We start from the raw sequence: 25,688 nt of genomic DNA on the forward strand, positions 1-25,688 counted from the left end.
CGGCACCGGTCGTGGCGATGGCCCTGAGCACCTTCGACCTCTACTCGATCGGCATCGGGCCCTCGTCCTCCCACACCGTCGGGCCGATGCGCGCCGCGAAGACGTTCGTCGACGGCCTCGTCACGGACGGTCTCGTGGACGCGGTCACGCGGGTGAAGGCCGAGCTGTTCGGGTCGCTCGGCGCCACCGGTCACGGTCACGGTTCGGAGGGCGCGGTGCTGCTCGGCCTCGAGGGTGAGGAGCCGGCGACCGTCGACACCCGGGCCTCGTCCGGTCGGGTGGCGGCCATCAGGGAGCGCCGGGAGCTGTCGCTGGGCGGCGCCACCCCGATCCGCTTCGACGCCGACACCGACCTGGTGATGCATCGCCGCAAGAGCCTGCCGGGTCACCCCAACGGCATGGTGTTCACCGCCTACGACGCCTCCGGAGAGGTACGCCGGGAGCGCACTTACTACTCCGTCGGCGGCGGCTTCGTGGTCGACGAGCACGCTTCGGGCGCCGCCCGGGTCGTGCCGGACCGCTCGCCGGTCCGCTTCCCCTTCACCACCGGAGCCGAGCTGCTCAGCACCTGCGAGCGCGAGGGCTTCCGGGTCTCCGACCTCATGCGCGCCAACGAGCTGACTTGGCGTACGCACGAGGAGATCCGCGCCGGCCTGCTCGAGATCTGGCGGGTGATGGCGGACTGCGTGCAGGCCGGCTGCGACCGTGACCCGGTCACCGACGGCGTACTTCCTGGTGGTCTGCGGGTCCCACGCCGGGCGCCGCTGCTCTACCGCGACCTGTCCTCCGGAGCCGGTGCCCAGGACCCCTTCCGGGTCATGGACTGGGTCAACCTGTTCGCGCTGGCGGTGAACGAGGAGAACGCCTCGGGCGGCCGGGTCGTCACCGCTCCCACCAACGGCGCGGCCGGCATCGTGCCCGCCGTCCTGCACTACTGGGTACGTTTCGTGGCTCCCCAGGCCGGGCTGGACGAGGCCGCGATCGAGGACGGCATCGTCCGGTTCCTGCTCACCGCGGCCGCCATCGGGATCCTGTGCAAGACCAACGCCTCGATCTCCGGCGCCGAGGTCGGCTGCCAGGGCGAGGTCGGCTCGGCCTGCGCGATGGCCGCCGGGGCGCTGTGCGAGGTGCTGGGCGGCAGCCCGGAGCAGGTCGAGAACGCCGCCGAGGTCGGCATCGAGCACAACCTCGGCCTCACCTGCGACCCGGTCGGCGGCCTCGTGCAGATCCCGTGCATCGAGCGCAACGCCATCGCCAGCGTGAAAGCCATCAACGCCGCCCGCCTCGCCCTCAACGGCGACGGCTCCCACAAGGTCAGCCTCGACAAGGCGCTCAAGACGATGCGCGAGACCGGTGCCGACATGAAGATCAAGTACAAGGAGACCTCCCGCGGCGGCCTCGCGGTCAACGTCATCGAGTGCTGAGCCGACGCGCCTCATAGTAGATCTTGCTATGATCGGATCATGTCGTCACGTGGAGAGATCCTGCGCGAGGTGATGCTCGAGACGGGCACCACACAGTCGACGCTGTCGCGAACCAGTGGCGTTCATCAGCCGAGCATCAGCCAGTTCCTCTCCGGGAAGGTCGACCTGAGCGACGATCAGCTCGACCGCCTGCTGTCCTGCATGGGCTGGCGCCTCGAGGTCGTACGCCGCCCCGTCACGCCCGACCTGACGCGCTCGGTACGCCGCTCGTGGATGCTTCACCGACGCCTCTCGGGTGACCTGACCTCGACGACGCTGCAGGAGTGGAAACCGCGGATCGAGCGCCGCCTCGACCACCTCCGCCGCAACGTCAGCGGGCAACCGCACGAGCGGAACCTCGAGCGCTGGACCTCGCTCATCGACAGCGAGGACGTACGCGGCCTGCAGCGCGTCATGACCGGCCTCGACCGCGACTCCATCGAGATGCGCGAGGTCTCGCCCATGGGCGGCCTGCTCAGCGGGTCCGACCGAATCGAGGTCCTCGGAGACCTGGCCGACACCAACTGAGAAGCCGCGTTCGCGTCCAGGCAGCGTCAGACGGAGACGGATCGCCGCTGACGCGACGAACCCCGAGCTGCTACGGCTCCAGCGATGCCGGCGAGCACGATGACGTAGCTTCCGACGATGAGAGCAAAGCGCCCGCGCGCGGCGTCGCGGCAATCGTCGCTGTAGTCCTCGGCTCCTTCGGCTGCAAGGTCGTCAGCCGTCATATCGTCGAGGGGATCAGCATGGGTGCTTCCGACGGTCCCGCCGCAGATGACTCCGTCATCCACCGTCGTCGGCGAGACGAGGAATGACACAAACACGCCGGTCGCAACCAGGAAAGCGGCGGCCGCGATGGCGGCGGTCATTCTGGTCTGTCGTCTGCACAGTGCGAACAGGCCGACGCCGGCCACCGCCACCAACAAGAACACGAAGATCCACGATCCGAGAAACATCCACATGTTGAGGGTCCTTATCCCGTTGTCAGATGTCAGGTAGTTCGACGAAGGCCGTACCACTTCACCTTGGGGTGGCTGTCATCGACCTTAGCCTTCCAGGTGGTGAGCAGCATGTTGTGGCGGTTCGCGGTCTTCTGGCTGATGCGCGGGATGCCTCGGGAGGATCGCGCAGTGACAGCAGTGACGTGATTGATCACCCTGTCGCCGTCCCAGTCCATAAAGTACGTGTTGCCTGGGGCCGCGTTCCAGATGTTGCCGAGCGGGTCGAGGCCCTTCTCGTTCTTGGCGTACTTATACAACTCCTTGGCCTGCGACCACGTGCGTGAGGGGCCAGCGGGGCCGGAGAGATCGTCGTCCCAGTTCCCGTCCAAACGTGGGTTGACGCCGCCGGTGCGCTTCCATCCGCCCTTGTTGTACATCTGTGAAACGAAGTTCGCGCAGTTGTTCTTGAAGTAGGGATAGCTGGGGTTGAAGTCCTCCTTCTTGTCGCCGTTATACGGGGACGAGGTCCACTTCTTTCCGTAGTTCGCGAACGCGGTGTAGTTGAAACTGTTTGCGGTCGTGCCGACCGTTCCGTCCGTGACATCGGAGTCCTCGGGCTTGGAAGACGGTGGCTTGGCGGTCTCGCTCTCAGCCTGTTCCGTAAGCGTGTCTGCTGACTTGGCGCCAGGCTCGCTCGCCGTTTGCTCGCCCTCCGCGGCAATCTCGACGGTTGACGCGGATGGGATCCGAGTATCGGTCGTTGGCTCAAGCGGTAGGCGATAGACGTCAGTGTCTCCGACGTCTGTCTGCTCGCGGGTGACTGTGTCGGTCTCGACCCAGCTTCGGATCACCGTCACCTCAACAACGGTCCGACCCTCACCCGTGACCAATCGGTAGTCTTCGCTGGCGCTGTACCGCGTGATCTCAAAGCCGCTGTCTGTAACCGTCTTCCGGAGCATCGCTGCCCGCTCGAGCACCTTGGCAACTGCTTCTGGTGAGAGGGTGGTGCTGAGCCGAGAGTCGAGCGTGCGTAGCGCCAACGACTTGGCCGTGGCCAGATCGCCCGTGCGCCAGATCTCTGCCTCGGCCGCGACCAGCTCCTCCGCTGTGACCCTGGCGACATGCTCCGATACCGCATCGATCGGTGTGTAGCCGATCGATGTTCCCTCGTGGGCGTTGGCTGACGCGGGCAACAACACAGTTGTGAGCGCAAGTGCGACGGCGCCCGCCGCATTGACCTTCTTGATCTTCATTCCGAGTCCCCGAGTTCAGTAACTTTGTGACCTTGACCATATCGGGCCGCGCAACGGAATTTCCGTCAATTGCGTCGCACTCGGAAAGATCTGTGCCGACGTGCTCGTCGGCTGTGCGAAGTTCTGGGCCTCCGGCAGGCCGGAGCACCCTCGCCACGAACGAATCGAGGTTGCCGAGGAGTCGGTCGATCTTCTGCTCGACGCTGAGGGTCTCGTGGATGACCGGGGTGTCGAGCTTGCGCTTGCCGCGCGCTTTGAGGGAGCAGTCGAGGTCGGCGCAGATGTAGGTGCCGACGGAGTTGCCGTCCTGTCCCGCACGTCCGGCGCGGGAGGCGACCAGCAGCGCGACGTCACCGACCGTGGTGCACAGCGCGCACATGGTCTTGCGCGGCCCGCGCGACTCGCGCGAGGCCCGCAGCGCGACGCCGCAGAGCCGCCCGTCGTGCTCGGTGACGAGGTATTGGTTCTGTGGCGCCTTCGGGTCCTGCCAGCCGAGGTAGTCGAGGTCTTCCCACGGCCGTTCGGTCAGGTCGGCGGGAAGGTTGAGGCGCTTGGTCGCACCCTTGGTGAGGTTGACGAACGAGGAGCGTACGTCGGTCTCGGTCAGCGGCTTCATGCCAACGATGCTAGGTTTCCTACAACTCGTAGGCAACTCGTTATCGGGAGGAATCCGATGGGTCGTCCTGGACTGAACCGGAGCGACGTGATCGCGGCCGCCGCCGACCTGGCCGACGAGCTGGGCTTCGACGCCGTCACGGTCTCGCTCCTGGCTCGGCGCCTCGGCGTCAGGTCGCCGACCCTCTACTCCCACATCTCCAGCGGCACCGACCTCCGCACGGCCGTCACCGCGTACGTCCTCCATGAGCTCGCCGACGCCACGACCCAGGCGATGGCTGCGGGGGAGGGCCGCGACCTCCTCGTCGCGTACGCCGACGCCATCCGCGACTTCGCCCGCCGCTCACCCGGCCGCTACGACGCCACCACCCGCCAGCGCGTCCCACCCGCGCCGGAAGGGGAGTCCCGGCTCGACTCCGTGGACGAGGCGATCTCCGCCGGTCGCCGCAATGCCGACCTCGCCGTCGCCGTCGTCCGCAGCTACGGCATCCCCGAGGCCACCGAGACGTACGCCGTCCGGCTGATGTCCAGCCTCATCCACGGCTACATCACCCTCGAGCTCGCCGGCAGCTTCGCCCACAGCGACCCGCCGAGCGACGTCACCTGGCCCGACGTCCTCGATGACCTGGACCGCACCCTCGGGAGAATGGCAGTCGCTGATCAGTCGGCGAGCCGGAAGGTCGTCCGGTAGGTCGTGGGAGTCACACCGAGAGTGCGGTGGAAGTGACGGCGCAGCGTGGCCGCTGTGCCCATTCCGCAGCTGCCCGCGATCTGGTCGATCGAGGCGTCGGTACGCTCGAGGAGCTCCTGGGCGCGCGAGATGCGCTGGTGGTGCAGCCAGTCCAAGGGCCCGGTCTGCAGCTCGGCCTGCATCCGTCGGGCGAGCTGGCGGGTGCTGAGGCCGGCGTGGTCAGCCAGCTCGCGGACCGTCAGGGGCTGGTCGAGTCGGGCGCGTGCCCACTCCAGCGTGGGCGCGAGGCCGTCGGGAACGCGCGGCTGCGCGGGTGGGGTGATGAACTGCGCCTGTCCGCCGTTGCGGTGGGCAGGGACGACCAGGTTGCGGGCGATCCCGTTGGCCGCGGCGGCGCCGAGGTCGCTGCGTACGAGGTGGACGCAGAGGTCGAGCGCGGCGGTCTTGCCGGCCGAGGTGAGCACGTCGCCCTCGTCGACGTAGAGAACGTCCGGGCGGACGTCGACCTGCGGATAACGCCGGGCGAGCTCGTCGGCGTGCAGCCAATGGGTCGTCGCGACCCGGCCGTCGAGCAGCCCGGCTGCGGCCAGCACGAACGAACCGGTGCACAGGGACGCGATCCGCGCGCCGCGCTCATGGGCGCCGCGGAGCGCCTCGAGGAGCGAGAGGTCGGGGTTGTCGTCGAGATCGACCGAGGACGGGACGACGACGGTGTCGACCTCGGCGATCGCGTCGTACGACGCCGTCGCCAGGTCGGCCAGCCAGGGATGCGGTGTGCCGTCGGGAGTGCAGACGACGAGGTCGTACCACTCACCGCCGGGAGCGAGGCCGGAGTGGTCGCCGCCGAAGATCTCGGCGGCGATCGCGACCTCGTAGAGCATCGAGGAGCCGTGCAGGACGAGGGCGAGCCGAGGCATGTCGCAAAGTGTACGTAGTACGTCGTTTCAGACACTCGTTTGGCTGGGTCTCACGGCCCGACGATGGAGCCATGAACACAGATGAGCGAGTCCTGGTCTATGGCGCCACCGGTCACACCGGACGTTTCGTTGTCGATGAGCTGGTACGCCGCGGGCTGACCCCGGTCCTCGCCGGCCGCAGCGCGGAGCGCCTCGCCGACGTCCCGCCCCGCCATGCCGCCCTGGAGAGCCGAGTCGTCGGCCTCGACGACGCCGAGCGGCTGCGGCACGCGATCGCGGGTGTTGCCGCGGTCATCAACTGCGCCGGCCCCTTCCTCGACACCGCGCTCCCACTGGCCCGGGCCGCGGTCGAGTCCGGTGCCCACTATCTCGACGTCACCGCCGAGCAGCCGGTCGTACAGGCGCTCTATCGCGAGCTGGACGCCCCAGCCCGGGACATGGACGTCTCCGTGGTCCCGGCGATGGCGTTCTACGGTGGCCTCGCCGACCTGCTCGTGACCGCCGTCCTCGGCGGCTCGTCGGCCGACGAGGTCGAGGTCGCCATCGGGTTGGACCGCTGGTGGCCGACCGCCGGCACCCGGATCACCGGAGCCCGCAACACCGCGACTCGTCTGGTCATCCGCGACGGCTCCCTGGTCCCGTTGCCCAGCCCCGCGCCGACCGGCGCCTGGTCCTACCCGGAGCCGCTGGGCGAGCAGTCGGTGGTCGAGCTGCCGTTCTCCGAGGTGATCACCATCAACAACCACCTCGAGGTCGGTACGCTCCGCTCCTACCTCAACAGCGCTCCGCTCGCCGAGCTCCGCGACGAGGCGACACCCGAGCCGGCCGCGAGTGACGAGTCAGGACGCTCGGCCCAGCGGTTCGCCGTGGACGTCCGCGTACGTCAGGGGGCCGACGTCAAGCGGATCACCGCGACCGGCCGCGACATCTACGCCGTCACCGCGCCGATCGTGGTCGAGGGCGCCGTCCGGCTCCTCGACGGCCGTCGCCGTCGCTCTGGTGCCGGGGCACCGGGGGAGATCTTCGATGCCGCCGATGTCCTCGACGCGCTCGAGCGAGAAGGTCAGGCCATCGTCGTGCAGTCTGACGCGAACCTCGCCCGTCCCGCATACCTGGCTTGAGACGTTCGACTTCGCACGTGGCAAGGGCCGTAGTCGCGGCTCGGGTCGAGATGTTCGGCACCCGGCTCCCTGCCATGGTCGCTGGGTCTCCGTGGTTGACAAGGTGTTCAGAATGCGGCCCACGCCCAGGGTCGGGGGATCTCGCCGCGTAGGCAGGCGAGTCGATGGGAGACCTCGTCCGCCGCGTCGGAGTTGGTCGCCGCCTTGACTGCGACGTACGCGGTCCAGCGCAGTTCTTGCAGGTCTGCGAGGGTTCGAAACCAAGGAGCGTCGCGTACGTCGTAGCCGCCGTAGGCGGTGACGAATGCCTGGTAATCGTCACTGCTTATGCGGCCGAAGTCTTCATGATCGACAGCAAGTGGCATGAGGTCCCAAGCCGGATGCCCGATCGAGACGTTGTCAAAGTCGAGAAGGATCGGAAGGCCGCCGTCAGGGACGATCAGGTTGCCCTGCCAAGCGTCGCCATGCACGACATGGCGGGCTTGGTGTAGGTCGGTCGCTGCCAAGTTCGCGGCTGTTTGGGCGAGGCGGTCTCGGAGCCAGTCGCGGTCGTCGATGGACAGCGTTTCGGCCGACGCAATGCGCTGGGCGATGTGAGCGACCACGTCGAGTCTCGGGAGGTCGAACTTGGTTGGCGCTGGAAGCTCGTGGAGTCCGCGAAGCACGGCCCCCAGCTCGGCAGGCGTGGCGTGGCGATGCGCCGGGATTGGTGCCCACCAGGTCACCGGGCGAGCGTCGACGACGGCCAAGTCCAATCCGGGGATCGGAAGGTTCACCTCGATTCCATGGGCGGACATCCAGGCGGCGACCTTCACCTGCCGCTCGGCCTCTCGTACGGTTCCTGGTCGGCCGACACGGGCCACGACCCCCGCCTTCGAGAGCAGGTAGACGGCGTTGGTGCCGTTCCGCAGCAGGCGAGCGTCAGCTGGGTCCAACCCCAGTTGTGATGCAGCGCGGTGCACAACATCGAGCTCGTCGCTGCTTGTCGGCGCTGCTGTCATCAGGCCCATTCTCGAAGGTTCGTGTGGTGCACACCAAGTGACTCGGCGAACGTCGGGTCCTAGCATCGCCTGCCCGATGCGCAGGTGGGCGGCGTCTACCCATCTCGTGCGAGCAACGAGGTTTGCTCTTGGAGAGCAGACGCGCGGTCAGTCGCACCCTCCACCTCGGTCTGGGCGCAGCCGCACAGGCGAAGACAGCCGGCCGCGATCGCCATCGCGTAGGTGCCGTCGACCACGTGACCGTCGGCGCGCAGCGTGATGACGCCTTCGACCTGTTGGATCAGCATCGAGCCAAGTGCCGGGGGAGGAGCGGTCACCCCGTGACGGGCGGCAAGGCGGGACCCGAGATCGGCGTACGCCTCGGTGAGTTCGCCGTGGGCCTCTCGGAAGCTCGCGTAGTCGAGGTTGGTGGCGGACACGACGTCGGGCAGTTGATAGAGAACCCCGATGTTGTGCGGCACCCGTGCGAGCGTGTCGATGTCGACCAGGGCAAGTAGGAACAGTGCGGTTTCGACGCGCTCCGGAGGGACCAGGCCGACGATCTCCTCGACCATCATCTGGGTCGGCCTCACTGTCATGGAGAGCAGCGCTGCGAGGATCTCGTCCTTGCCTGCGAAATGGTAGTAGAGCGATGCCTGTCGGATCCCGACTGCTTCGGCGATCTCCCGGGTCGAGGTCGCGGCGAACCCCTTACTGGTGAACAAGCGTGCGGCGGCCTCCAGGACCTGTTCGCGTGGTGTGCCTACGCCGTTGTCCGGATTAAGTCGTGGTCTGCCTGGTCGAACCTTGCTGAGCGATGACATCCGAGTCTCTCTGTCGCTTCCCCATGTGGCTGGAATCCGGGCGGACAGCGGCGTCGAGGTCCATCCGGCCGCCCGGATGCCCTCAGCATCCTCGAAGCGAGTCGAGTGCATGAGGCCTTAAAGAGGACTTTTAGCGGTCATTCAGCGCTCCGCGATACGGTTGATGAGGCGGGGCCAAGGCGATATCGGAGGAAGGTAATGAGCGACGGGATTGGGAACGTCCTGCTGAAGGCCGCCCGGCAGCATGCAGGGTTCGGCTCTCAACAAGCTCTGGCTGACGCGTTGACGCGCGCTGCACCGCAGTTGGGGCTGGGCCACGTGGAGATCAGCGTCAGGCAGGTACGTCGATGGGAGTCGGCTACGCCGCCGTGGCCGCGCTCGGACTATCAGCGCCTGCTCACCCACGTCCTGAACCTCCCGATCGAGCAGCTGGGATTCACCGCTCCTTGGGACACACTGCCGACAGCGCCTTCTACGCCCGAGCAGCCGCGAAAGCGGGAGTCGGCCCGTCGGTCCTCACGGCCAACCACCCCGGTGTCGGGCGCTCAGCCCCTGACCATTGCTGCGGACGTCGCGGCCATCATGGCTGCATACCGTCGCATGTACCCCACCGTCGCGCCCGGGCACCTGTTGGCTGTGCTGGTCGAACACAACCACATGGTCGCCGGCCTGCTGGAGGAGGCCACCGGGACGGCCCGCGAACGGCTTGCTATGTCACTGGCGGAGTCACTGTTGCTCGCTGGGCGGATCGAGTTCTTCTCCCTCCAGCGGCCGGCGGATGCGGATGCCACCTACATCAATGCGCTCCAGATGGCGGCAGTCGCCGACGACTCGCTGCTCGGCTCAGCCATCCTGGCACACACCGCGTTCATCCCAGGCTGGGTCAAGGACACCGACCTCACCGCGGACCGGATCCGCGCAGCACGGGTCTATGCCCGCCGCGCTCCAGCCTCCGTCGAGCATCTCGCGTGGCTTGACGCGGTTGAAGCCGAATGCGCCACCATAGCCGGCAGTTACGACAAGGCCCTGAAGCTGATCCACCACGCCGAAGACGTGATGGCCGAACCCAACGAGCACCAGCCACCCGACTGGTTCACCTGGTTCTCGCCGATGCGGCTGGCCGCGTTCAAGGGCAACATCGAACTCAAGGCCGGCCGCCTCGTTCAGGCCCGCGCGACCCTGCAATGGGCCCTGGAGTCAGCCACCACCGGCGACGAGAAACAGTCCCCGGTCATCCTCGGCGACCTCGCTGCTGTCGAGGCGGCCGCCGGCGACCCGGAGGCGGCATGCAGCTACGCCGAGCAAGCCCTCGACAGCCTCGCGGTCAACTGGTACGCCACCGGCATGGAACGGATCATGACCGTACGCAAGGCCCTCGACGCCCACGCCGACCTCGACTGCGTACGCCGCCTCGACGACCGCCTCTACGGCTGGCACAACACGTTGAGCGCCCTACGTCACTGAGCCTTGTTGAGAGCCGCGATCCGCCCTGGCAGCTCGTTGAGCGAAGAGATCCGGATCGTCGCGATCTCGTCGGCCTCCGGGTCGTGCTCCTGGATCACGCCCCACGGACCTCTACGTATCAGCGCGGTCGCCATCCCCGACTCGTAAGCAGGTCGGATGTCGTTGTCGAGCCGGTCGCCGACGTAGAGGATCTCCTCTGCGGAGTGGGGAACGGCCTCGATGACGTGCTCGAAGAACGCCAGATCCGGCTTGCTAGCACCCCAATCATCAGAGGTCGCGACCATGTCCACGGGAAAGTCCAGCTCCCGCAGAATCCGACCAGCGTTGACGGTCTGGTTGCCGGCAAGCCCCAACCACAACCCGGCAGCCCTGAGCTCCTTCAAGGCAGGCCGTACGTCGGGATAGATGTCATCCTCCCCGAACACCTCCGGCTGCCCAGCCTCATCCCGCTTCCGCCGCTCCTCGGTCAGATCGAACCCCGGCCGGAACACCTGGAACGTCTCGCGATAGTCCAGCCCGCGCGCGATGACTGCCCCGAAGACGGCGGAGAACGTGTGCCGCGGCACCCCCAGCCAGTCCGCCCACGTGCCGTACTCCCGAGTCTCGTTCACCAGGCACTCGCCGACATCGAACACCACCGCACGAATCATGGACCGGGATCTTTCCACACAGCACTCGGGGCGCCACCCGGCAGCCGCAGGCAAGCCCGCTGCCGATTTGGGCTGACGGCTTGAACGGGAACGATGGGCATTGACCCCGATCGCTCACCCAGCCTGCACGTGGCGCGAGCGTCCAGGGGCTTCGCCGCCGCGGCTGGTCATACGCGGCGGTATGACGTAGGTGCGATCATGTTCAGCATCCAATGAACGAAGAGCCCTGGCTCCGGGTGTGTAGCGGTGTTGAGTCCGCCGAGACGGCTTCGAGTTCGGGCCTCGGGCCAATACTGAAGGACCGAACTCTCCAGGACGCTGCGGCTCGTAGGTTAAGTAAGGTCCTTTGCAGAAGCACCGTGGGTGAGCGGCAACCTCATCGAGTGATGGGTATTGGATCCACACCTTGTGCTGCGAAGACCTTGTTGGCGACCGTCAGCACTTTGATCCTCTTGACATCCAAGATTGCCGCCGACTCAGCGTGTTTCGAGTGGTTGTAGTCGCGCAGTTCCCGTATCGACTTCCGGAGGTGGCTGTCCAGATTGTCGATAGCTGTCTTCACGGGGTCAGCCAACTTGACGTACTCCTCGCTGTAGCTCCGAAGCGGCAGGACGCCGGTGACGAACTGGCGATCCCGTGTGTAGAGATAGCCGGTCCGGAGGAACTTCGAAGTGTCTTGGATCGCCTCGATCTGATGATCGAAGTTGTGCTCCGCGAGGGCCGCCCGAAGAAACGCCGGTCGATCAAGCGCGATGCGAAGTGCCTCAGCATGCGCGCGCTCCGCAGCGGGACGCGCGCCGAGCAAGACATGCTGCACGTAGGAGATGCCTGCGGCCGCGAAGCGGTTGAGCCAGTCGTTGATCTGGTCCCAGCTCCAGATCGAGACGCTGAACTTTTCCTTCGGGAGTTTCCGCGCCGCCTCCTGAAGTCGCGCGTCGCTCCTGCTAGTCGTGGCGACGATGAACCGATCAAGAGCGGGCTGGTAGTTCCTCGCCTGCGCGACCTCGGCCTTGACGACGGCCAGGGTTAGCGCCTTGGTCGTCAACTTGCACTGGATGCCTACGAGTTCGTCGGTGTGGAGTTCGATATTGACGTCGACTCCCTGCTGTGCCTGACCTCTGCGGCCGTTCAACTCGGCGCCGCGGGCATTGAGGACCGGTGCCGCGAGTTCTGCCACGAGTCGCTCGAAAGCCTGCTCGTCAGCCGGTGGTGGAAAGTTGATGTGCTGCATGAATGCTCCCTTAAGGGCTCGACATAGGATAAGTCCCCGACTTGTCTGGGCGCTGAGTTTTCGCGGCGGTATGACCTAGGTATCGCTGTGCGACTCGGACGCGGGTCCGCTCACTGTCGACCGACGCCGACGCCTCGTCGGATACCCTTGCCAATAGTCGGCGTATTGGGTGTTGTAAACGGCGCGGAATCGGAGCATCTCGTTCGGTTGTGCAAACACGGCGGACGGAACTACGAATTGCTCGCCCCGAAGGCTCGGCATCTGGGACCAGTCGTACGCGCTTGGCGTCGCGAACGAGACCTCACGTCCTTTTGAGTTTCGAAGAGTGAACACCCGCCTACCCCAATCGTCCCCGCTGTCGGCTACCGACTTGAAGGGCAGCGGCGCCAATCCGTCGCCTTCGAGGCGCCGAATCGATCTTTCCATCGCCACGATTGCTGCCTCCACTCGATCGAGATCGGGAGAGCTTGGTCGATAGTGTCCAAACTCGTTTCGAACGAAAGCCGTCTGGCCTGACTCGAGAGTTGTCCGCACGTACTCGAGAGACTCCAGAATCCTAGTTTGCGAGCGAGGCAACAGATCCAAGAATGGATAACGATGATTGAAAGGAAAAGACTTTAGAGTCGTGTGCTTCGAGTATCTCGGGTAGTCGCGATCTTCACGCTCATACGCTGATGGGTTGTCTTGCGCCTCGATCAGCGCCGATCGTAGTGTTCCAAATCCTGGAATCAGCGAACCGAGCGTGTTCTTTTCTCCCAACAACACTCCGCCTTCAAGCCGATCTCGCTGATCTGCACCGAAGGAGTTCAGGAAATCGAATGCTTTGGGGCGTTCCACCCAGTCTGCGTAGACAAAAGGTCGCGGGGATCCCAGGTGGTCAGTGGTAAGCGCCCAGGTACTAAAGGAGAGAGCGTAGTCGAGAACACCTTCTAATGCCACGAAGCAATTGATTGCTCGCGACCGCAAGTCGACCAAATCGACCCGAGTGCCCACGCCGGCGGTATCGATGAAGCGCTTGAAGCGGCCGTGATGATTCCAGAAATCACTCGTCAAATCGAATGATCGAGAGGGATAGAATCCAAGTTTCCAGAGGACGGAATCGACAAAATTCTCATCGCCAGAGCACGATTCATAGGTTACTCCGAGCCGCTCCGCGGCGATGGTCTGGTTCACCCGTCGCGACAACAGGAGTTGCTCGACTACTTCTTGCGGACTGGCCGAGCGCACGAATTCCTCGAGTCGTTCGTTCGGGTCTTCTCCCTCGGTTGATCTGAGTTGCCACTTGAGCTCGGCGATCTCGTCAGCCTTCTCTAAGTCGTAGAGCGATTCGATGAGGCGCTTCAACCGCATCGGCCCCAGGCTGAAGGAGTCAGACTTGAACCTGATGCCGAGGTTTGAGACTTCGGGGTAAAGTTCGAAGACTCCGAAGCTTGTCCTTCCGTTGGTCATCAGGCGTCGAATCTCTCCGGGGCCGATGTGGATGCTGGGCTCGTGCGTTTCTTCTGATTGATCGGCCGCCCGGACCAGGTGGTCGACCCTAGTGGCGAGTTCACTATTGTTAGCAAGAAGCAGCAATTGTAGGAGTTGACTGCGCTGAAGGGCTTCAACGATATCGCCGGATGCGCCAACAAGACCGAGTGGTTCAATCTTCTTGCGAAGACTTCCTTCGGTATTGTCGAGCAGGTCTGCGAGAAGCACACGCAGTTCATCGTCGCCGAAGAGGTCAGCCAATGCTAGGATAAGCGGTTCGCTAGTTTCGTCGTCGAAGTCAAGTCCCTCAAGGCCGCCAATCTCCTCGACAAACTCCGCCCATTCGCACTCGTCGTCACCGTATGAGTTAAGCACCTTTCGCATTATAGGTGCCTTGTCGTTGACTTCCGCTGTGCTGTCACTAGATAGTCTAGTGTAATGAATTAGCCTGCAAGTTAGTTCGGCGCAGTGATGCATTGGAACGGTACGTATCGGCGCAAACCAGCGCTGCTCAGAAGCGCGTATGAGACCGAATGGTCCGCTTATAAAGGGTCCAGATTGAAATACTCCGACCGGCAATCCATCGAGTAGTTCGATTGTTTCGTTGTGGGGAAGCGAAGGCCGGGGGTCTTCGAACAACGTGCTGGCGCGGTCGTACAAATCTCGTCCCAGGATAAATGGAAACAAGATTTCGCCGTCGCGGATTTGTTGATCTATGAACTTCCGCACCTTTTCAGTCTCGATCTTCGAAAAGTCGACGATAGGCTCGCGGTATGCGAAGTTCAGAAGGCAGAGCATTCGAGCGACCTTCGCGTTAACATCATGCTTCCGCACAAGCTTGTTGAGGACGTCGGTGCCAAAGTTAGTTAACGGAATGAGGCTGACGGTCTCGTCAGGAATCTTGTAGTTTTCCTTCAAAATGCACTGGGTCAGGAACTGGACCAGATGATGAACCTCGAAGAAGTTCTTGCGCCAAGGTTCGTCGCTATAGAGCTCTTTTAGTTCGGCGCTACTTAGGCGAAGTGTGTCCACGATCGTTCCTGGTGGGAGGTTTGACAAGGTCTGCCTACGCTATTTTGACGCATGCCCATCGCTGTTCGCTGGAAAAGCCGAGATCCGGTAGGTAGTTGTTCCAGTGAACGTGGTCGGTGCGGCCTGAGTGAGTGAGTCGTTCTGGGCGATAAGGGAGCCGTTGCCATCCCTGTCACTCGGCGGCGCGACCCCACGTAATGGCTGAGCGGACGGCCGGATCCAGAGCCTGAGCGAGGGTGATGTCTGGGCGAGCACCGAGAGCGCTGTTGATGCTGGAGAAGGCTGTGCGGAGCCCGGCGTACACCGTGAGGGCCGCGATCTGCGGCTCCTTGAACCCGGCGTCGCGCAGCCGTTGCACATCTTGCGGCGTGCTGCTCCCGGGTGAGCGGGCGACCGTGCGGGCCCAAGCGGCCAGGGCCCGTTCGCGTTCGCTGAACGGATCGTCGTCGGCGGTGAGGGCGGCGATTGCGGTCTGCGGGTCGTCCCAATCGGTCAGGCGTTTGCCCCAGGCGACGGCGCAGTAGGAGTCACCGACCACCCGTGCTTGCGCGATGACGATCACGGCTTTGTCGCGCGGTGTCAGCCCGGCCGCATCCGCCGTGGCGTCGAACAGTCTCACGAGCTGTTCCTTCAGTTCCGGCTGATGTGCCCACGCCCGCGTGAGGTCCCAGACGTATCCGTCGTCGGCGAGATCCTCGGCGTACAGCCTCTCCTGCCCGGCGCTAGGCGCAGGTTCCTCCAAGAAAGTCACGCGCACAGCACATCGGCGGCAGGTTTACCTTGTGTCAGATTGGTGCTGCATGTCCCCTGTGTTGGGGACCGGATCCGGTGTCGACGGTCAGGTGCGCGTGCTGTGGGGCTGGAGAATCGCTTGCGCGATTTCTTGGCAGCGACGCGCGGCTGCATGGCCGGTGAGTGCGAATGCTGTGGATGCTTCGGCCCACCGTTCGTACTGGGAACCTCGGTCGGGTCGGCGATCTCCAGGCCTGCGCCTGTGCGGTGTCGACAGAGACCGCACCGAACTGGCCATGAAGACTTCCGAGATGCTCGTCAGCCGAGTCGACAAGTACGCGCACTGAGACTCGAGGCGTCGAAGACCGGGTCCACGGATCGCCGAGAAGCCCTCGACGGCGGCGACGCTATGTTCGGTCGCCGACGGCGGTAGGGCGCAGACCGTCCAAAGCGGTGGCCGCTTCGACGGCACTCCGGAATGTCACCACAGCATCGCGTTGGTCGTGGGCACGGGTGGCGAGCGCGACGACGGCAGGCGAGCCCTGAAGGGGTACGTATCGGACGCCCGGGTGGGGCAGATAGCGGACGGCCGGCTCGCCGTGCATGCCCACGAAACCGGTGGTTACGACGGCGGCCGGCGTCGCGGCGGGGGAGCGGACCTCGACGCCTGTCTCGACGTCCTCGCCGATCCACATGGCCAAGCCGGGTTGCCCTGCCGGGACGACCCATGGCTCGTCGCCGATCTCGGCCACCGTCAGGGAGGGGGCATCCGCCAGGTCGGACTCGGCAGGGACGACGGCGTAGCGCTGGGTGTCCATGACGCGCTCGACGAGGAGGTCGTCGGCACCGCCCACGTCGTGGACGACAGCGACGTCGACCTCGCCGGTGCGCACTGCGTCGTACTGGTTCTCCCAGTTGAGCTCGACGTAGGACAGCGCCAGATCCTGCTGCTGGCGAGCGAGGAGATCGCGGATTGTGGGCCATCGGTCGGCAAGCCCGAAGCCGAGGACCCCGACGCGCAGGAATCGGCCCGGCCCGTCGGTCTCGGCCAGCCGCATCAGCGCCTCGATGTCCGCGATCACGCGCTGTGCCCGGGGCAGGAATCTCTCGCCCGCCGGTGTGAGAGCTACGTGGTGGCTCGAACGGTCGAAGAGACGGGTGCCGAGCTCCCGCTCGAGCCGCTGGATCCGGCGACCGAACGGCTGGGCGGCGATGTAGTGCACGCTGGCGGCCCTGCCGAAGTTGAGCTCCTCGGCAAGCGTGAGTGCGTATCGCAGCGACTGAATGTCCATGACGGTCCACTCGAACGGGGTGTTTGGCACTTCCTTGATACCGGACCGCTGTGCCGTGCGCCAGCGCCTGGCACAACCGATTCGGCACATGCCGGAGCGGCCAGATCTCCGCATGATTCTCGGAAACCACCTTACGTGTCGGAGGTCACAGTGACTACACATCGCATCCTGATCCGCAACGGCCACACCGTGTCCATGGATCCCACCATCGGGGACTTGCTTTCGGGAGATGTTCTGATCGAGGACGGCGCCATCGTGGCGGTCGCCCCTTCGCTACCCGTGGAGGACGCCGAGATCATCGACGCGACCGGGCACATCGTGATGCCGGGACTGATCGATACGCACCGCCACACCTGGCAGTCCCTGGTGCGCGGGATCTGTGCCAATTGGACGCTGGCCGACTACTACTTCGGGATCCGGCTCGGCGTGTCACCGGAGTTCACTCCCGACGACGTACACCTGGGCAACAAGTACGGCGCACTCGACGCGCTGAACGCGGGAGTGACGACCCTTCTGGACTTCTCGCACTGCAACAACACCCCCGATCACGCCGATGCCGCGGTGCAGGGCCATCTCGACGCCCGTAACCGCGCCGCGTTCTGCTACGGCTTCTTCGAGAGTTCGCCCGAGGCCAGCAGGTTCGGCGATCATGACGCCCGGATCGCCGACTTCCACCGCGTCGCCGACACCTACTTCGCCTCAGACGGCCTCATCACCCTCGGCGTCTCCCTCTCGGAGGTGTTCGGGCTGCCCTGGGCTCATACGGTGGCCGAGCTGACCGCCGCCCGGGAGCGTGAGGCGCTGCTGGTCAACCATGCCGGATGCGTCTTCGGCAGCCCCTTGGCCAACGGAGTCGTGGAGATGGATGCGCTCGGGCTTCTGGGTCCGGACATGGTGCACGTGCACTGCTGCTCGTTCGGCGACCAGGAGTGGGAGGCCATCGCCCGCAGCGGCGGCAAGGTGTCGATCTCCGTCCAGACCGAGATGAACATGGGGTTCGGCCGCCCCGTGTTCCAGCGCTGTGCCCAGCACGGAGTCAAGCCGACCCTCTCCGCGGACGTCGTGTCGCTCAACAGTGGCGACCTGTGGCACGAACTGCGATTTGGGCTCTCCGTCGCCCGCGCCGACGCGGCGGACCCGTTCAACTTGGCGGACCAGATGCCCGAGAAGGTCGGCACCACGGCCCGTGAGGCGCTCACCTGGAGCACGTTCAACGCCGCCGAGGCGATGGGCATGGGTGACCGCGTCGGGTCACTGACCCCCGGCAAGCGCGCCGACGTACTGCTCGTCGGCGGCTCGGCCGTAGAACAGCACCCGGTCGTGGACCCGTACGCCACACTTCTCTTTCAGACCTCCGCCGCGGACGTCCGCACCGTCCTGGTCGACGGGAAGGTGGTCAAGCGCGACGGCGAACTGACCGGCGTCGACCTACGCCGTCTCACCGCCGAGGTCGACGCCACCGCAGACCGGATCCTTGGCCGACTCCGGAAGTCGGAGCGCGACCTGCCCGGTACGCCTCCAGGTGCCTGGGCGGCGATCGACCCCATCACCCAGGCGTTCTACGCCGAGGCCCGCAAGGCCGTTGAGAACGCCCAGGTAACGGCATGAGGTGGGTGACCTACGACGCGGGCGCGGGACCTCGGACTGGCGTCCTCGAGGGCGACAAGGTCTTTGGTCTAGCCGCCGGAGTGACGCTCCTGTCGCTCCTCGACGACGATGCCGGCACGCTCGGCGAGGCGGGCCAGGAGGCCCGACGCAGGCCGGAGGAGGTAAGAGCAGTCGCCGAGGTGCGGCTGCTGCCACCTCTTCCGCGGCCCCCATCCATCCGGGACGGCCTGTGCTTCCTCGACCACCTGCGCGGCTGCTATCGAGCACTTGGACGCAGCGAGGAACTCGACCCCGTGTGGTCGCAAGTCCCGGCGTTCTACTTCTCCAACGCTGGAGCGGTTGTCGGGCCGTACGACGATGTCCCCGTGGCGCCGGGCAGCCGGATGTTCGATCTCGAGCTGGAGGTCGGGATGGTTCTCGGACGCGGTGGCCGCGACCTCGACCCCCAGGATGCCGAGTCGCACATCGTCGGCTTCACGCTCTTCAACGACTGGACTGCCCGCGATCACCAGGTCCGCGATCTGGCGCTCGGGATCGGCATGGGCAAGAGCAAGGACAGCGCGATCACGCTCGGTCCCGCGCTGGTGACGGTCGACGAGCTCGAACCCTACCGTCGTGACGGGAGGCTGTCCCTCGAGCTGTCCGCGACAGTGAACGGCGCGGAGCTCACGCGCGGGAACCTGGACCGGACGGACTGGAGCCTGGGCGAGCTGATTGCCTTCATCTCCCGCGGCGTCGATCTCCACCCCGGTGACGTCATCGGGTCCGGCACGGTCCCGGGTGGCTGCCTCCTCGAGCATGTCGACACCACTGACATGGCGGACTTCGGTCGGTGGCTGAAGCCTGGTGACGTCGTCACGCTCACCGGTGAAGGACTCGGCGAGACGCGGCAGACCGTATGCGCTGGGGTCGACGTCCTGCCCCTGTCCTCTGGCTGCTGAGCCCCGGCCGCCCCTCTACTCATGACGATCACTTGCCGAGACCGCGCCCACGCGATCTTCGCAGGAAGGAAGAAGATGCGCCGATTCATCGATATCTCTGTGCCCCTACAGGCGGGAATCGCCTCGGATCCCCCGGGTCTGGGGCCCGACATCGAGTACCACGACCACGCCGACACGGCGCCCATGCTGCTCGGCATGTTCCCCGGAGCCACCGTGGACGACCTGCCGGACGGGGAGGGGTGGTCCTTCGAGTGGGTCCGCGCGACCACGCACAACGGCACCCACCTCGACGCGCCCTACCACTACTCCGCGGTGATGAATGGCGGCGAGAAGGCGATAACGATTGACCAGGTCCCGCTGGACTGGTGCCTGCAGCCCGGCGTCAAGCTCGACTTCCGGCACTTCCCGGACGGGTACGTCGTCACGGCAGCCGACGTCGAGGCTGAGCTCAAGCGCATCCGTCATGAGCTCGCGCCCCTGGATATCGTCGTGGTAAACACCTCCGCCGGGTCGCGGTACGGCGAAGAGGACTATGTGTCCTCGGGGTGCGGCATGGGCCGCGAGGCGACGCTCTACCTCCTCGAGCGCGGGGTCCGCCTCACAGGGACCGATGCCTGGAGCTGGGACGCACCGTTTGCGCACACCGCGGCGCGGTTCGCGCACTCCCACGACCCGGCGATCATTTGGGAGGGTCACCGGGTCGGGCGGGACATCGGCTACTGCCACTTGGAGAAGCTCCACAACCTCGAGTCCATCCCCTCGACCGGGTTCCAGGTCAGCTGTTTCCCCGTGAAGATTGAGGCTGCCTCCGCCGGTTGGACGCGAGCGGTGGCGATCGTTGACGACCAGCACTGAAGTCCGTGGGGTCCATGCTGGATCAGGTCGACGGACCACGGGGCGATTGCCCATCGGGCGAGCCTGCTATCACTACGCTTGCGGCGTGAAGGTAGAAGAGGGCCGGTTCGTCGAGCGGGAGACCGAGCACGGCACCGACCGCCGGATGTTCGGGGAGTTCATCGGCTCGCGCGGTGAGCTGGCTTCGTACGCCTTCGGGTGGACGTCGGAAGCGGATGAGGGGCGGATCTCGATCGGTGTTGGGGCCGGAGACGAGGGCGGCGGCACGTTTCATGCGGCTGTTGTCGAGCGTGACGGTCGCATCGGGTATGCGCTGATCGAGGAGCCGTTCGAGGACGTGCCCCAGGGAGGGCCGCATCTGACCGCTGCGGCGGCCCATGCACACCAGGACATAGCGTTCATCTGGGCGGTGGTTGATGCCGTGATGGAGCTCGACAGTCGCGCGGTGTGGCTGCGTCACTCGCTGCGTCGAACGAAGATCCTCACGACGGCACCGGTCCTGTCGGGCGAGGAGCCCGCCCTCTTCATCTCGCGCGATGCCGACGACGGTTTGTGGCAGCTGATCGGGGCGTCGAAGGCCACCATCGACAACAACCGGGTGGGACACCTCACCGATCTTGTGGACACGGATCAGACGCTCGTGACTGTCCTCGACCTCGAGCCGGGTGAGAGTGCGATGAGGGAGCAGGCGGGCGGTCCGTGGGCTCGATGCGACGTCGACTCGCGCCCGTTGAACAGGCCCGGTCCATTCCTGAGGGGTTCGCGCTGATCGCGTATGAGCCGGACCTAGGAATGGCAGCATAGGCATCCCGTCACCAGGAGGCCCCATGCCCACCACCGCCACGTTCGTCTCGCCGACCGACGGCACCGCGCTCGCGATCCGGACATGGGGGGAGGAGCTGTCCGCGCCGCGGGGCGTTGTCCAGATCGCCCACGGCATCGCCGAGCATGGGCAGCGTTACGACCGGCTCGCTCGGGCTCTCGTCGGGGCTGGGTACGTCGTACGGGCGGTCGACCACCGCGGTCACGGCGGGTCTGTCGCGTCGGCCGACCAGCTCGGTCACTTCGACTTCGAGGCGCTGGTGTCCGACGTCGCGGCCATGGGTGCCTCGCTGCGCGCTGAGTTCTCCGGGAGCCCGGTGTTCCTGGTTGCGCACTCGATGGGGTCCTTTGCGGCGCAGACGGTGATCTTGGACCGGTCCGACCTGTACGACGGTGTGGTGCTGTCAGGCTCGACCGCCCTCGACGTACTCGCTGCTGCGCTCTCGAGCGCCGAGGGTCCGGTCGGGCTGGAGGCGTTCAACGCCGGGTTCGAGCATCGGACCGGGTACGAGTGGCTCTCGCGCGATGAGGCCGAGGTCGATGCGTACGTCGCAGACCCGCTGTCCGGGTTCGATCTGCCCGACACCGCCGTGCCTCAGCTGTTCGCCGGCGCCGAGCGTCTGGCCGACCCGGCAGTCATCGGTGGGATCCGCTCCGATCTACCGATTCTCGTCGTCTCCGGCGACGCCGACCCGCTTGCCGGAGGTGGCGCCCTGGTCGAGCTGCTGGGGGAGCGTTATCGCGAGGCCGGATTGAAGGATGTGACGGTGACGCTCTACCCCGGGGCACGCCACGAGATCTTCAACGAGACCAACCGCGATGCGATCACCGCTGACGTGACCGACTGGCTCACGGCTCATTCCTGACTGCGGACGGCCTCCCGGGAGGCCGCCCGCAGCGGCAGCTCACCCTCGGGCGTACGGCCGGATGGCGTCGATGATGCGCGACCAGTTCTCGGCGCCGTACCCACGCGAGCGGGCCCAGGTGTAGTGGGCCTGGACGGCGCGGGGGAGGTCGGTGTCGATGCCGGCGGCTTCGCTGGCCTCGACGAGGTGGTCGGTGGTGGCGCCCATCATGGTGACGGTGCTCAGGTGGCCGGGGTGCTTGCCGGCCTCGAGCTGGGCGCCGAGGTCCTCGCCGGCGGCGAGCATGGGCGGGATGCCGGCGAGGGTCTGCATCAGCTCCGGGATCGCGGCGGACGGCTTGATGCCGCCCGTCTCCAGCAGCGCCACGGCGTGGAGCAGCGAGGAGAGGGAGGTGAGGAAGATGTCCAGGTTGGCCTGGTACATCAGCTGGGCGAGCCCGGGGTCCTCACCCAGGTAGCGGACGGACCCGATCCGGGCCAGCGCGTCCTCGTGCCGCGACAGCACCTCGGCGGGACCGCTGACATAGACGTACGCATCGGGGGTGCCGACCATCGGGGCGGGGACCATCACGCCGCCGGTCAGGAAGGTGGCGCCGTGGCCGGTGACCCACTCGCTGCCCTGGCGGGTGCGCTCGGGGGCCTCGGAGCTGAGGTTGACGACTGTACGTCCGGCGAACTCGTCGGTGGCGGAGCCGAGCACGTCGTACATCGCCTGGTAGTCGGTCAGGCTGAGCACGATCAGGTCGCTGGCGGCCACGGCCTTCGCGGGGGAGTCGGCCAGCTGGGCGCCGGCGGCGACGACCTCGTCGGCACGCGAGGCGGTGCGGTTCCATACGGTCACCGGATGCCCGGCGGCGAGCAGACTGTGGACCATCGCCTGACCCATGGGGCCGAGGCCGATGACGGTGACGGGGGTGCGAGTTTCGTTCATGGCACCATCCTCACCAATCGCCTACGATTGCGGGAGTACCCACTATTTACTGGGGTACTTACCAAAAGGTGAGTGAGGAGCAGTCCCATGGCGAAGTCGACCCGAATCGGCCCCTACATCTGCGGCATCGACGCCGCGCTCGACGTGGTCAGCGGGAAGTGGAAGGGCCTGATCCTGTGGGAGCTCGACAACTATGGCGTACGCCGCTTCGCCGAGCTGCGCCGCGGCCTGCCCGGAGTCAGCGAGAAGATGCTGACCCAGCACCTGCGTGAGATGGAGCAGGACGGGCTGGTGCACCGCGAGGTGTACGCCGAGGTGCCGCCGCGGGTGGAGTACTCGCTGACCGAGCACGGCCGCACCCTCAACGCCGCGCTCGGGCCGCTCGGCCGCTGGGGGATGGACCGGATCGCCCGCGAGCGCACCGAGCTGGTCGAGCATCGCGACGCCGGCTTGCTGCCCCGACCGTCCTAGCGGGCGTAAGGCCGATCGACCTGCTCAGGACTGAGCCGCCGCAACCGGCACGTGCTCGCGCAGGAACGCGAGCTGGTCAGCGATCACGGTGCTGAAGAGCGGCTCGACATAGGGGTCGAAGTGGCCGCCGGGGTAGACACGTACGGTCGGGTTGGCCATGCGTGCAGCGGTCTCCTCTGCGATGTGGCGAGGGGTGATCGCGTCCGAGTCGACGAGCTGAACCAGAGCGGGGCAGGTGACTCCGCGGGCCCACCGCCGCGGGGAGTACAGGCCGATCTTGAGTACGATCCGTGCGGCCACATCGACGGGGTAGTCGCCGTGCTTGAGCCCGGACTCGGAGATGAGCTTGTCCATGCCGGGCACGGCGTCGGGGGTGGTCATCACGGCGGTCGTCCCGGGTCGACCTGTCGAATCGACGTACACGGGCGCCTGCTTCCTCCATGCGCTGACCTGGTCGCGGATGCCGGCGATCCCGACGCGCAGACTGGGGACGAGGCCGGTCGCGCGGACCGCTGCCGGGCCGCTGACGTGCGGCACCTGGGCGATGATCGCTGCGAGCGGCTCACCCTGTCCGGCGACGCTGATGACGTGCCCGCCGGCGAAGGACGTGCCCCAGGCGACGACGCGCTCGGCGTCGACTCCGGGAAGGGCGCGGGCGTAGGCCAGGGCTGCTCGCCAGTCCTGGTGCTGCATGGCCACGTCGAGCAGCTGGCGGGGCGTGCCGGCACTGTCGCCGAAGCCGCGGTAGTCGAAGACGGCGACTGCGTAGCCCGCGGCGGCGAACTCCTCGGCATAGGCATACAGCCGCAGGGCGCGAACCCCGCCGAAGCCGTGAGCCATGACGATCACCGGGACGGGCGGCTGCGGCTCGGCCGGCTGGTAGACGCGTACGGCGCACTCGGTGCCCTCGGACAGGAAGGTCTCTTCGGACCAGGTGAAGCGGTCGTTCACGGCGGGCTCCCGGGCTCGTCTTGAATGGCGTACAAGAAAGGTACGCGCCTTCTAGAACGGCAGTCAAGATAAGGTTGCGTATGCCTCGAAACCGCAGACCCCAGGATCGTGAGGAGAAGCGGCAGGAGATCGTCCGCGCTGCGGCGGCGCTGTTCACCGATGTCGGATACGACGAGACGTCGACGGCGAAGATCGCGACAGCCGCCGGTGTCACGACCACGACGATCTACTGGTACTTCGCTGACAAGGACGCGCTCCTCGTCGCCGTCCTCGATCATATTCTCGAAGCGGCCCTCGCCGAGGCCGCACTCCAGTCCCAACGCCCGTGGGCCGACCAGGTTCTCTGGGCGATCGATCGGTTGGAGAAGTATCGGCGGCTCGTCACCGTGGTGCATGCGCGCGCTTCGATCTCCGAGTCCATCGATGCCTGGCACGAGGAGTTCCACCGTCTGGTCGACTCGATGATGATCGAGGGATTTCGGGACGCCGGTGTCCCGGAGAGCGATGTGGTCGCGATGACGAAGATCGGTGTTTTCGTGGTCGAGGGTCTCCTGATGCACCCACAGTCCGCTCTGGATCGTCGGGCTGTCGTCGACCTTCTCACGGGTCAGACGCGTCGAGGTGCCAGCTCGTCCTGACGTGTGGGCAGCCCAGCCGACGCCAGCAGGGCCAGCTTCTCCGCATCAGGTGAGCCGGCGTCAGGGTGGTAGACGACGAGCATCAGGTCGTCGGTGCCGCCGATCGTCAGCCGCTCCCGGTTGAGGGTGAGCTCGCCGACCTGTGGATGGTCCATGCGGATCGGGGCGCCGGTCTGGGCGCGTACGTCATGACGGGCCCACAGCTGCCGGAACCGGGCGCTGGCCAGGGAGAGCTCGCCGATGAGCTCGATGAACCGCGGGTCGTCGATGTCGGTGCCGACGGCCTGGCGCAGGTTGCCGACGAAGCACTCCGTCATCGACTCCCACTCCGGGTGGAACGACTGCTGGCCCGGGTCGAGGAACTGGTCACGCAGCTGGTTGCCGCCCACGGCCAGCCGTGGCGAGAGCGCACGAGCCAGGTCGTTGGCGGCCAGGATGTCGAAGTAGCGCCCCTCAATGAACGCGGGCTGCGCCAGCGAATCGAGCAGCTTGAGCGCCCCGGGCGGGACGGTCTCCTTGCGCCGGCGCCGACGACGGCGGGGAGCCTCGGCGACCAGCGACATCATGTAGGCGGTGTGGTCGTCGTCGAGCTGGAGCACCCGGGCGATGGACTCGAGCACCTGCACCGACGGGTTGCGGTCGCGGCCGCGCTCCAGGCGCAGGTAGTAGTCCGCGCTGATCCCGGCCAGCATCGCGACCTCCTCGCGGCGCAGCCCGGGGACCCGGCGTACGCCCGAGATCGGGATGCCCGCGGCCTCCGGCGTCACCAGCGCCCGCCTGGCCTGGAGGAATGCGCCCAGCGGGTTCGTCGCCTCGCTCATGTGTGCCGCCTCATGCCTCCAGCCTAGGTCGGTGGCGAGCGGACAGCGGGGGTCCTGTCAGGACCCGGTCTGACCAGGGCTCTGGGTGGTGCGCGCCGGCGCGCCT

General features: G+C 66.2%; 25 protein-coding genes and 1 pseudogene. 12 read left to right on the top strand and 14 right to left on the bottom strand.

All coding sequences use genetic code 11. The features are described 5' to 3' along the window. Window positions 1-17 precede the first annotated feature (17 nt). Together ACW14X_RS24460 and ACW14X_RS24465 are read left to right on the top strand one after the other, a co-directional pair. Complete coding sequence (locus tag ACW14X_RS24460; protein ID WP_457166085.1) at window positions 18-1,424, top strand: L-serine ammonia-lyase; 1,407 nt, start codon at window positions 18-20, stop codon at window positions 1,422-1,424. A gap of 39 nt (window positions 1,425-1,463) precedes the next feature. Then, window positions 1,464-1,991, top strand: coding sequence for a helix-turn-helix domain-containing protein (locus tag ACW14X_RS24465; protein WP_457163628.1), 528 nt, complete (start codon window positions 1,464-1,466; stop codon window positions 1,989-1,991). A 26-nt stretch (window positions 1,992-2,017) separates the two neighbouring features. On the opposite strand, the gene ACW14X_RS24470 is transcribed toward ACW14X_RS24465, so the two are convergent. The 3 genes and pseudogenes from ACW14X_RS24470 to ACW14X_RS24480 all read right to left on the bottom strand — a co-directional run. Beyond that, window positions 2,018-2,428, bottom strand: coding sequence for a hypothetical protein (locus ACW14X_RS24470; protein WP_160022017.1), 411 nt, complete (start codon window positions 2,426-2,428; stop codon window positions 2,018-2,020). 29 nt (window positions 2,429-2,457) lie between these two features. Then, complete coding sequence (locus ACW14X_RS24475) at window positions 2,458-3,660, bottom strand: amidase domain-containing protein (protein ID WP_160022019.1); 1,203 nt, start codon at window positions 3,658-3,660, stop codon at window positions 2,458-2,460. 157 nt (window positions 3,661-3,817) lie between these two features. Further along, window positions 3,818-4,276 (bottom strand): annotated as a pseudogene (locus ACW14X_RS24480) (FBP domain-containing protein); the annotation flags it as partial. A 57-nt stretch (window positions 4,277-4,333) separates the two neighbouring features. Between ACW14X_RS24480 and ACW14X_RS24485 the strand changes: the two are divergent. Continuing rightward, window positions 4,334-4,966, top strand: a complete 633-nt coding sequence (locus tag ACW14X_RS24485; RefSeq protein WP_457163629.1) for a WHG domain-containing protein — start codon at window positions 4,334-4,336, stop codon at window positions 4,964-4,966. Here ACW14X_RS24485 and ACW14X_RS24490 read toward each other — a convergent pair. Beyond that, window positions 4,936-5,883 carry a GlxA family transcriptional regulator gene (locus ACW14X_RS24490; RefSeq protein ID WP_457163630.1) on the bottom strand — a complete coding sequence of 316 codons (948 nt, stop codon included), beginning with the start codon at window positions 5,881-5,883 and terminating at the stop codon, window positions 4,936-4,938. The genes ACW14X_RS24485 and ACW14X_RS24490 overlap by 31 nt on opposite strands. A gap of 71 nt (window positions 5,884-5,954) precedes the next feature. Between ACW14X_RS24490 and ACW14X_RS24495 the strand changes: the two genes are divergently transcribed. Beyond that, window positions 5,955-7,004: a saccharopine dehydrogenase family protein gene (locus ACW14X_RS24495; protein WP_457163631.1), complete on the top strand. Its 1,050-nt coding sequence runs from the start codon at window positions 5,955-5,957 to the stop codon at window positions 7,002-7,004. Window positions 7,005-7,111: 107 nt separating this feature from the next. On the opposite strand, the gene ACW14X_RS24500 is transcribed toward ACW14X_RS24495, so the two are convergent. Further along, window positions 7,112-8,005: a phosphotransferase family protein gene (locus ACW14X_RS24500; RefSeq protein WP_457163632.1), complete on the bottom strand. Its 894-nt coding sequence runs from the start codon at window positions 8,003-8,005 to the stop codon at window positions 7,112-7,114. Window positions 8,006-8,100: 95 nt separating this feature from the next. Further along, entirely contained in the window at window positions 8,101-8,808 is a 708-nt protein-coding gene (locus tag ACW14X_RS24505; RefSeq protein ID WP_457163633.1) for a TetR/AcrR family transcriptional regulator, read from the bottom strand. A 198-nt stretch (window positions 8,809-9,006) separates the two neighbouring features. Here ACW14X_RS24505 and ACW14X_RS24510 point away from each other — a divergent pair, with 198 nt between their 5' ends. After that, window positions 9,007-10,272, top strand: coding sequence for a hypothetical protein (locus tag ACW14X_RS24510; RefSeq protein ID WP_457163634.1), 1,266 nt, complete (start codon window positions 9,007-9,009; stop codon window positions 10,270-10,272). Here the strand turns inward: ACW14X_RS24510 and ACW14X_RS24515 are convergent. The 5 genes from ACW14X_RS24515 to ACW14X_RS24535 all read right to left on the bottom strand — a co-directional run bounded on the left by ACW14X_RS24515 (window position 10,266) and on the right by ACW14X_RS24535 (window position 16,679). Beyond that, window positions 10,266-10,910, bottom strand: coding sequence for an HAD family hydrolase (locus tag ACW14X_RS24515; protein ID WP_457163635.1), 645 nt, complete (start codon window positions 10,908-10,910; stop codon window positions 10,266-10,268). The two genes, ACW14X_RS24510 and ACW14X_RS24515, sit on opposite strands and share 7 nt — an antisense overlap. Window positions 10,911-11,298: 388 nt before the next feature. Beyond that, complete coding sequence (locus ACW14X_RS24520) at window positions 11,299-12,153, bottom strand: hypothetical protein (RefSeq protein WP_457163636.1); 855 nt, start codon at window positions 12,151-12,153, stop codon at window positions 11,299-11,301. 75 nt (window positions 12,154-12,228) lie between these two features. Continuing rightward, window positions 12,229-14,655, bottom strand: a complete 2,427-nt coding sequence (locus ACW14X_RS24525; RefSeq protein WP_457163637.1) for a hypothetical protein — start codon at window positions 14,653-14,655, stop codon at window positions 12,229-12,231. A 172-nt stretch (window positions 14,656-14,827) separates the two neighbouring features. Continuing rightward, window positions 14,828-15,397 carry a carboxymuconolactone decarboxylase family protein gene (locus ACW14X_RS24530; protein WP_457163638.1) on the bottom strand — a complete coding sequence of 190 codons (570 nt, stop codon included), beginning with the start codon at window positions 15,395-15,397 and terminating at the stop codon, window positions 14,828-14,830. A 397-nt stretch (window positions 15,398-15,794) separates the two neighbouring features. Further along, complete coding sequence (locus ACW14X_RS24535; RefSeq protein ID WP_457163639.1) at window positions 15,795-16,679, bottom strand: LysR family transcriptional regulator; 885 nt, start codon at window positions 16,677-16,679, stop codon at window positions 15,795-15,797. A 150-nt stretch (window positions 16,680-16,829) separates the two neighbouring features. On the opposite strand from ACW14X_RS24535, the gene ACW14X_RS24540 reads away from it, so the two are divergent. From ACW14X_RS24540 to ACW14X_RS24560, 5 genes are all read left to right on the top strand, one after another. Continuing rightward, window positions 16,830-18,287 (top strand): amidohydrolase family protein, encoded by a 1,458-nt coding sequence (locus tag ACW14X_RS24540; protein ID WP_457163640.1) that lies wholly within the window; start codon window positions 16,830-16,832, stop codon window positions 18,285-18,287. Then, window positions 18,284-19,228 carry a fumarylacetoacetate hydrolase family protein gene (locus tag ACW14X_RS24545; RefSeq protein WP_457163641.1) on the top strand — a complete coding sequence of 315 codons (945 nt, stop codon included), beginning with the start codon at window positions 18,284-18,286 and terminating at the stop codon, window positions 19,226-19,228. Before ACW14X_RS24540 ends, ACW14X_RS24545 begins: the two co-directional genes overlap by 4 nt. Window positions 19,229-19,303: 75 nt before the next feature. Next, window positions 19,304-20,083: a cyclase family protein gene (locus ACW14X_RS24550; RefSeq protein WP_457163642.1), complete on the top strand. Its 780-nt coding sequence runs from the start codon at window positions 19,304-19,306 to the stop codon at window positions 20,081-20,083. Window positions 20,084-20,129: 46 nt separating this feature from the next. Further along, complete coding sequence (locus ACW14X_RS24555; RefSeq protein WP_457163643.1) at window positions 20,130-20,852, top strand: hypothetical protein; 723 nt, start codon at window positions 20,130-20,132, stop codon at window positions 20,850-20,852. Window positions 20,853-20,910: 58 nt separating this feature from the next. Then, window positions 20,911-21,771 carry an alpha/beta fold hydrolase gene (locus ACW14X_RS24560; RefSeq protein ID WP_457163644.1) on the top strand — a complete coding sequence of 287 codons (861 nt, stop codon included), beginning with the start codon at window positions 20,911-20,913 and terminating at the stop codon, window positions 21,769-21,771. 39 nt (window positions 21,772-21,810) lie between these two features. On the opposite strand, the gene ACW14X_RS24565 is transcribed toward ACW14X_RS24560, so the two are convergent. After that, window positions 21,811-22,701: an NAD(P)-dependent oxidoreductase gene (locus ACW14X_RS24565; RefSeq protein ID WP_457163645.1), complete on the bottom strand. Its 891-nt coding sequence runs from the start codon at window positions 22,699-22,701 to the stop codon at window positions 21,811-21,813. A gap of 87 nt (window positions 22,702-22,788) precedes the next feature. On the opposite strand from ACW14X_RS24565, the gene ACW14X_RS24570 reads away from it, so the two are divergent. Continuing rightward, complete coding sequence (locus ACW14X_RS24570; protein WP_457163646.1) at window positions 22,789-23,172, top strand: winged helix-turn-helix transcriptional regulator; 384 nt, start codon at window positions 22,789-22,791, stop codon at window positions 23,170-23,172. 24 nt (window positions 23,173-23,196) lie between these two features. On the opposite strand, the gene ACW14X_RS24575 is transcribed toward ACW14X_RS24570, so the two are convergent. Further along, window positions 23,197-24,123, bottom strand: a complete 927-nt coding sequence (locus tag ACW14X_RS24575) for an alpha/beta hydrolase (protein ID WP_457163647.1) — start codon at window positions 24,121-24,123, stop codon at window positions 23,197-23,199. Between the two features lie 80 nt (window positions 24,124-24,203). On the opposite strand from ACW14X_RS24575, the gene ACW14X_RS24580 reads away from it, so the two are divergent. After that, window positions 24,204-24,761, top strand: a complete 558-nt coding sequence (locus ACW14X_RS24580) for a TetR/AcrR family transcriptional regulator (protein WP_457163648.1) — start codon at window positions 24,204-24,206, stop codon at window positions 24,759-24,761. On the opposite strand, the gene ACW14X_RS24585 is transcribed toward ACW14X_RS24580, so the two are convergent. Next, on the bottom strand, window positions 24,731-25,582 hold the full coding sequence (locus ACW14X_RS24585) for a helix-turn-helix domain-containing protein (RefSeq protein WP_457163649.1): 852 nt from the start codon (window positions 25,580-25,582) through the stop codon (window positions 24,731-24,733). The two genes, ACW14X_RS24580 and ACW14X_RS24585, sit on opposite strands and share 31 nt — an antisense overlap. Between the last annotated feature and the right edge of the window lie 106 nt (window positions 25,583-25,688).

The sequence above is a fragment of the Nocardioides sp. YJ-D4 genome, from assembly GCF_054031495.1.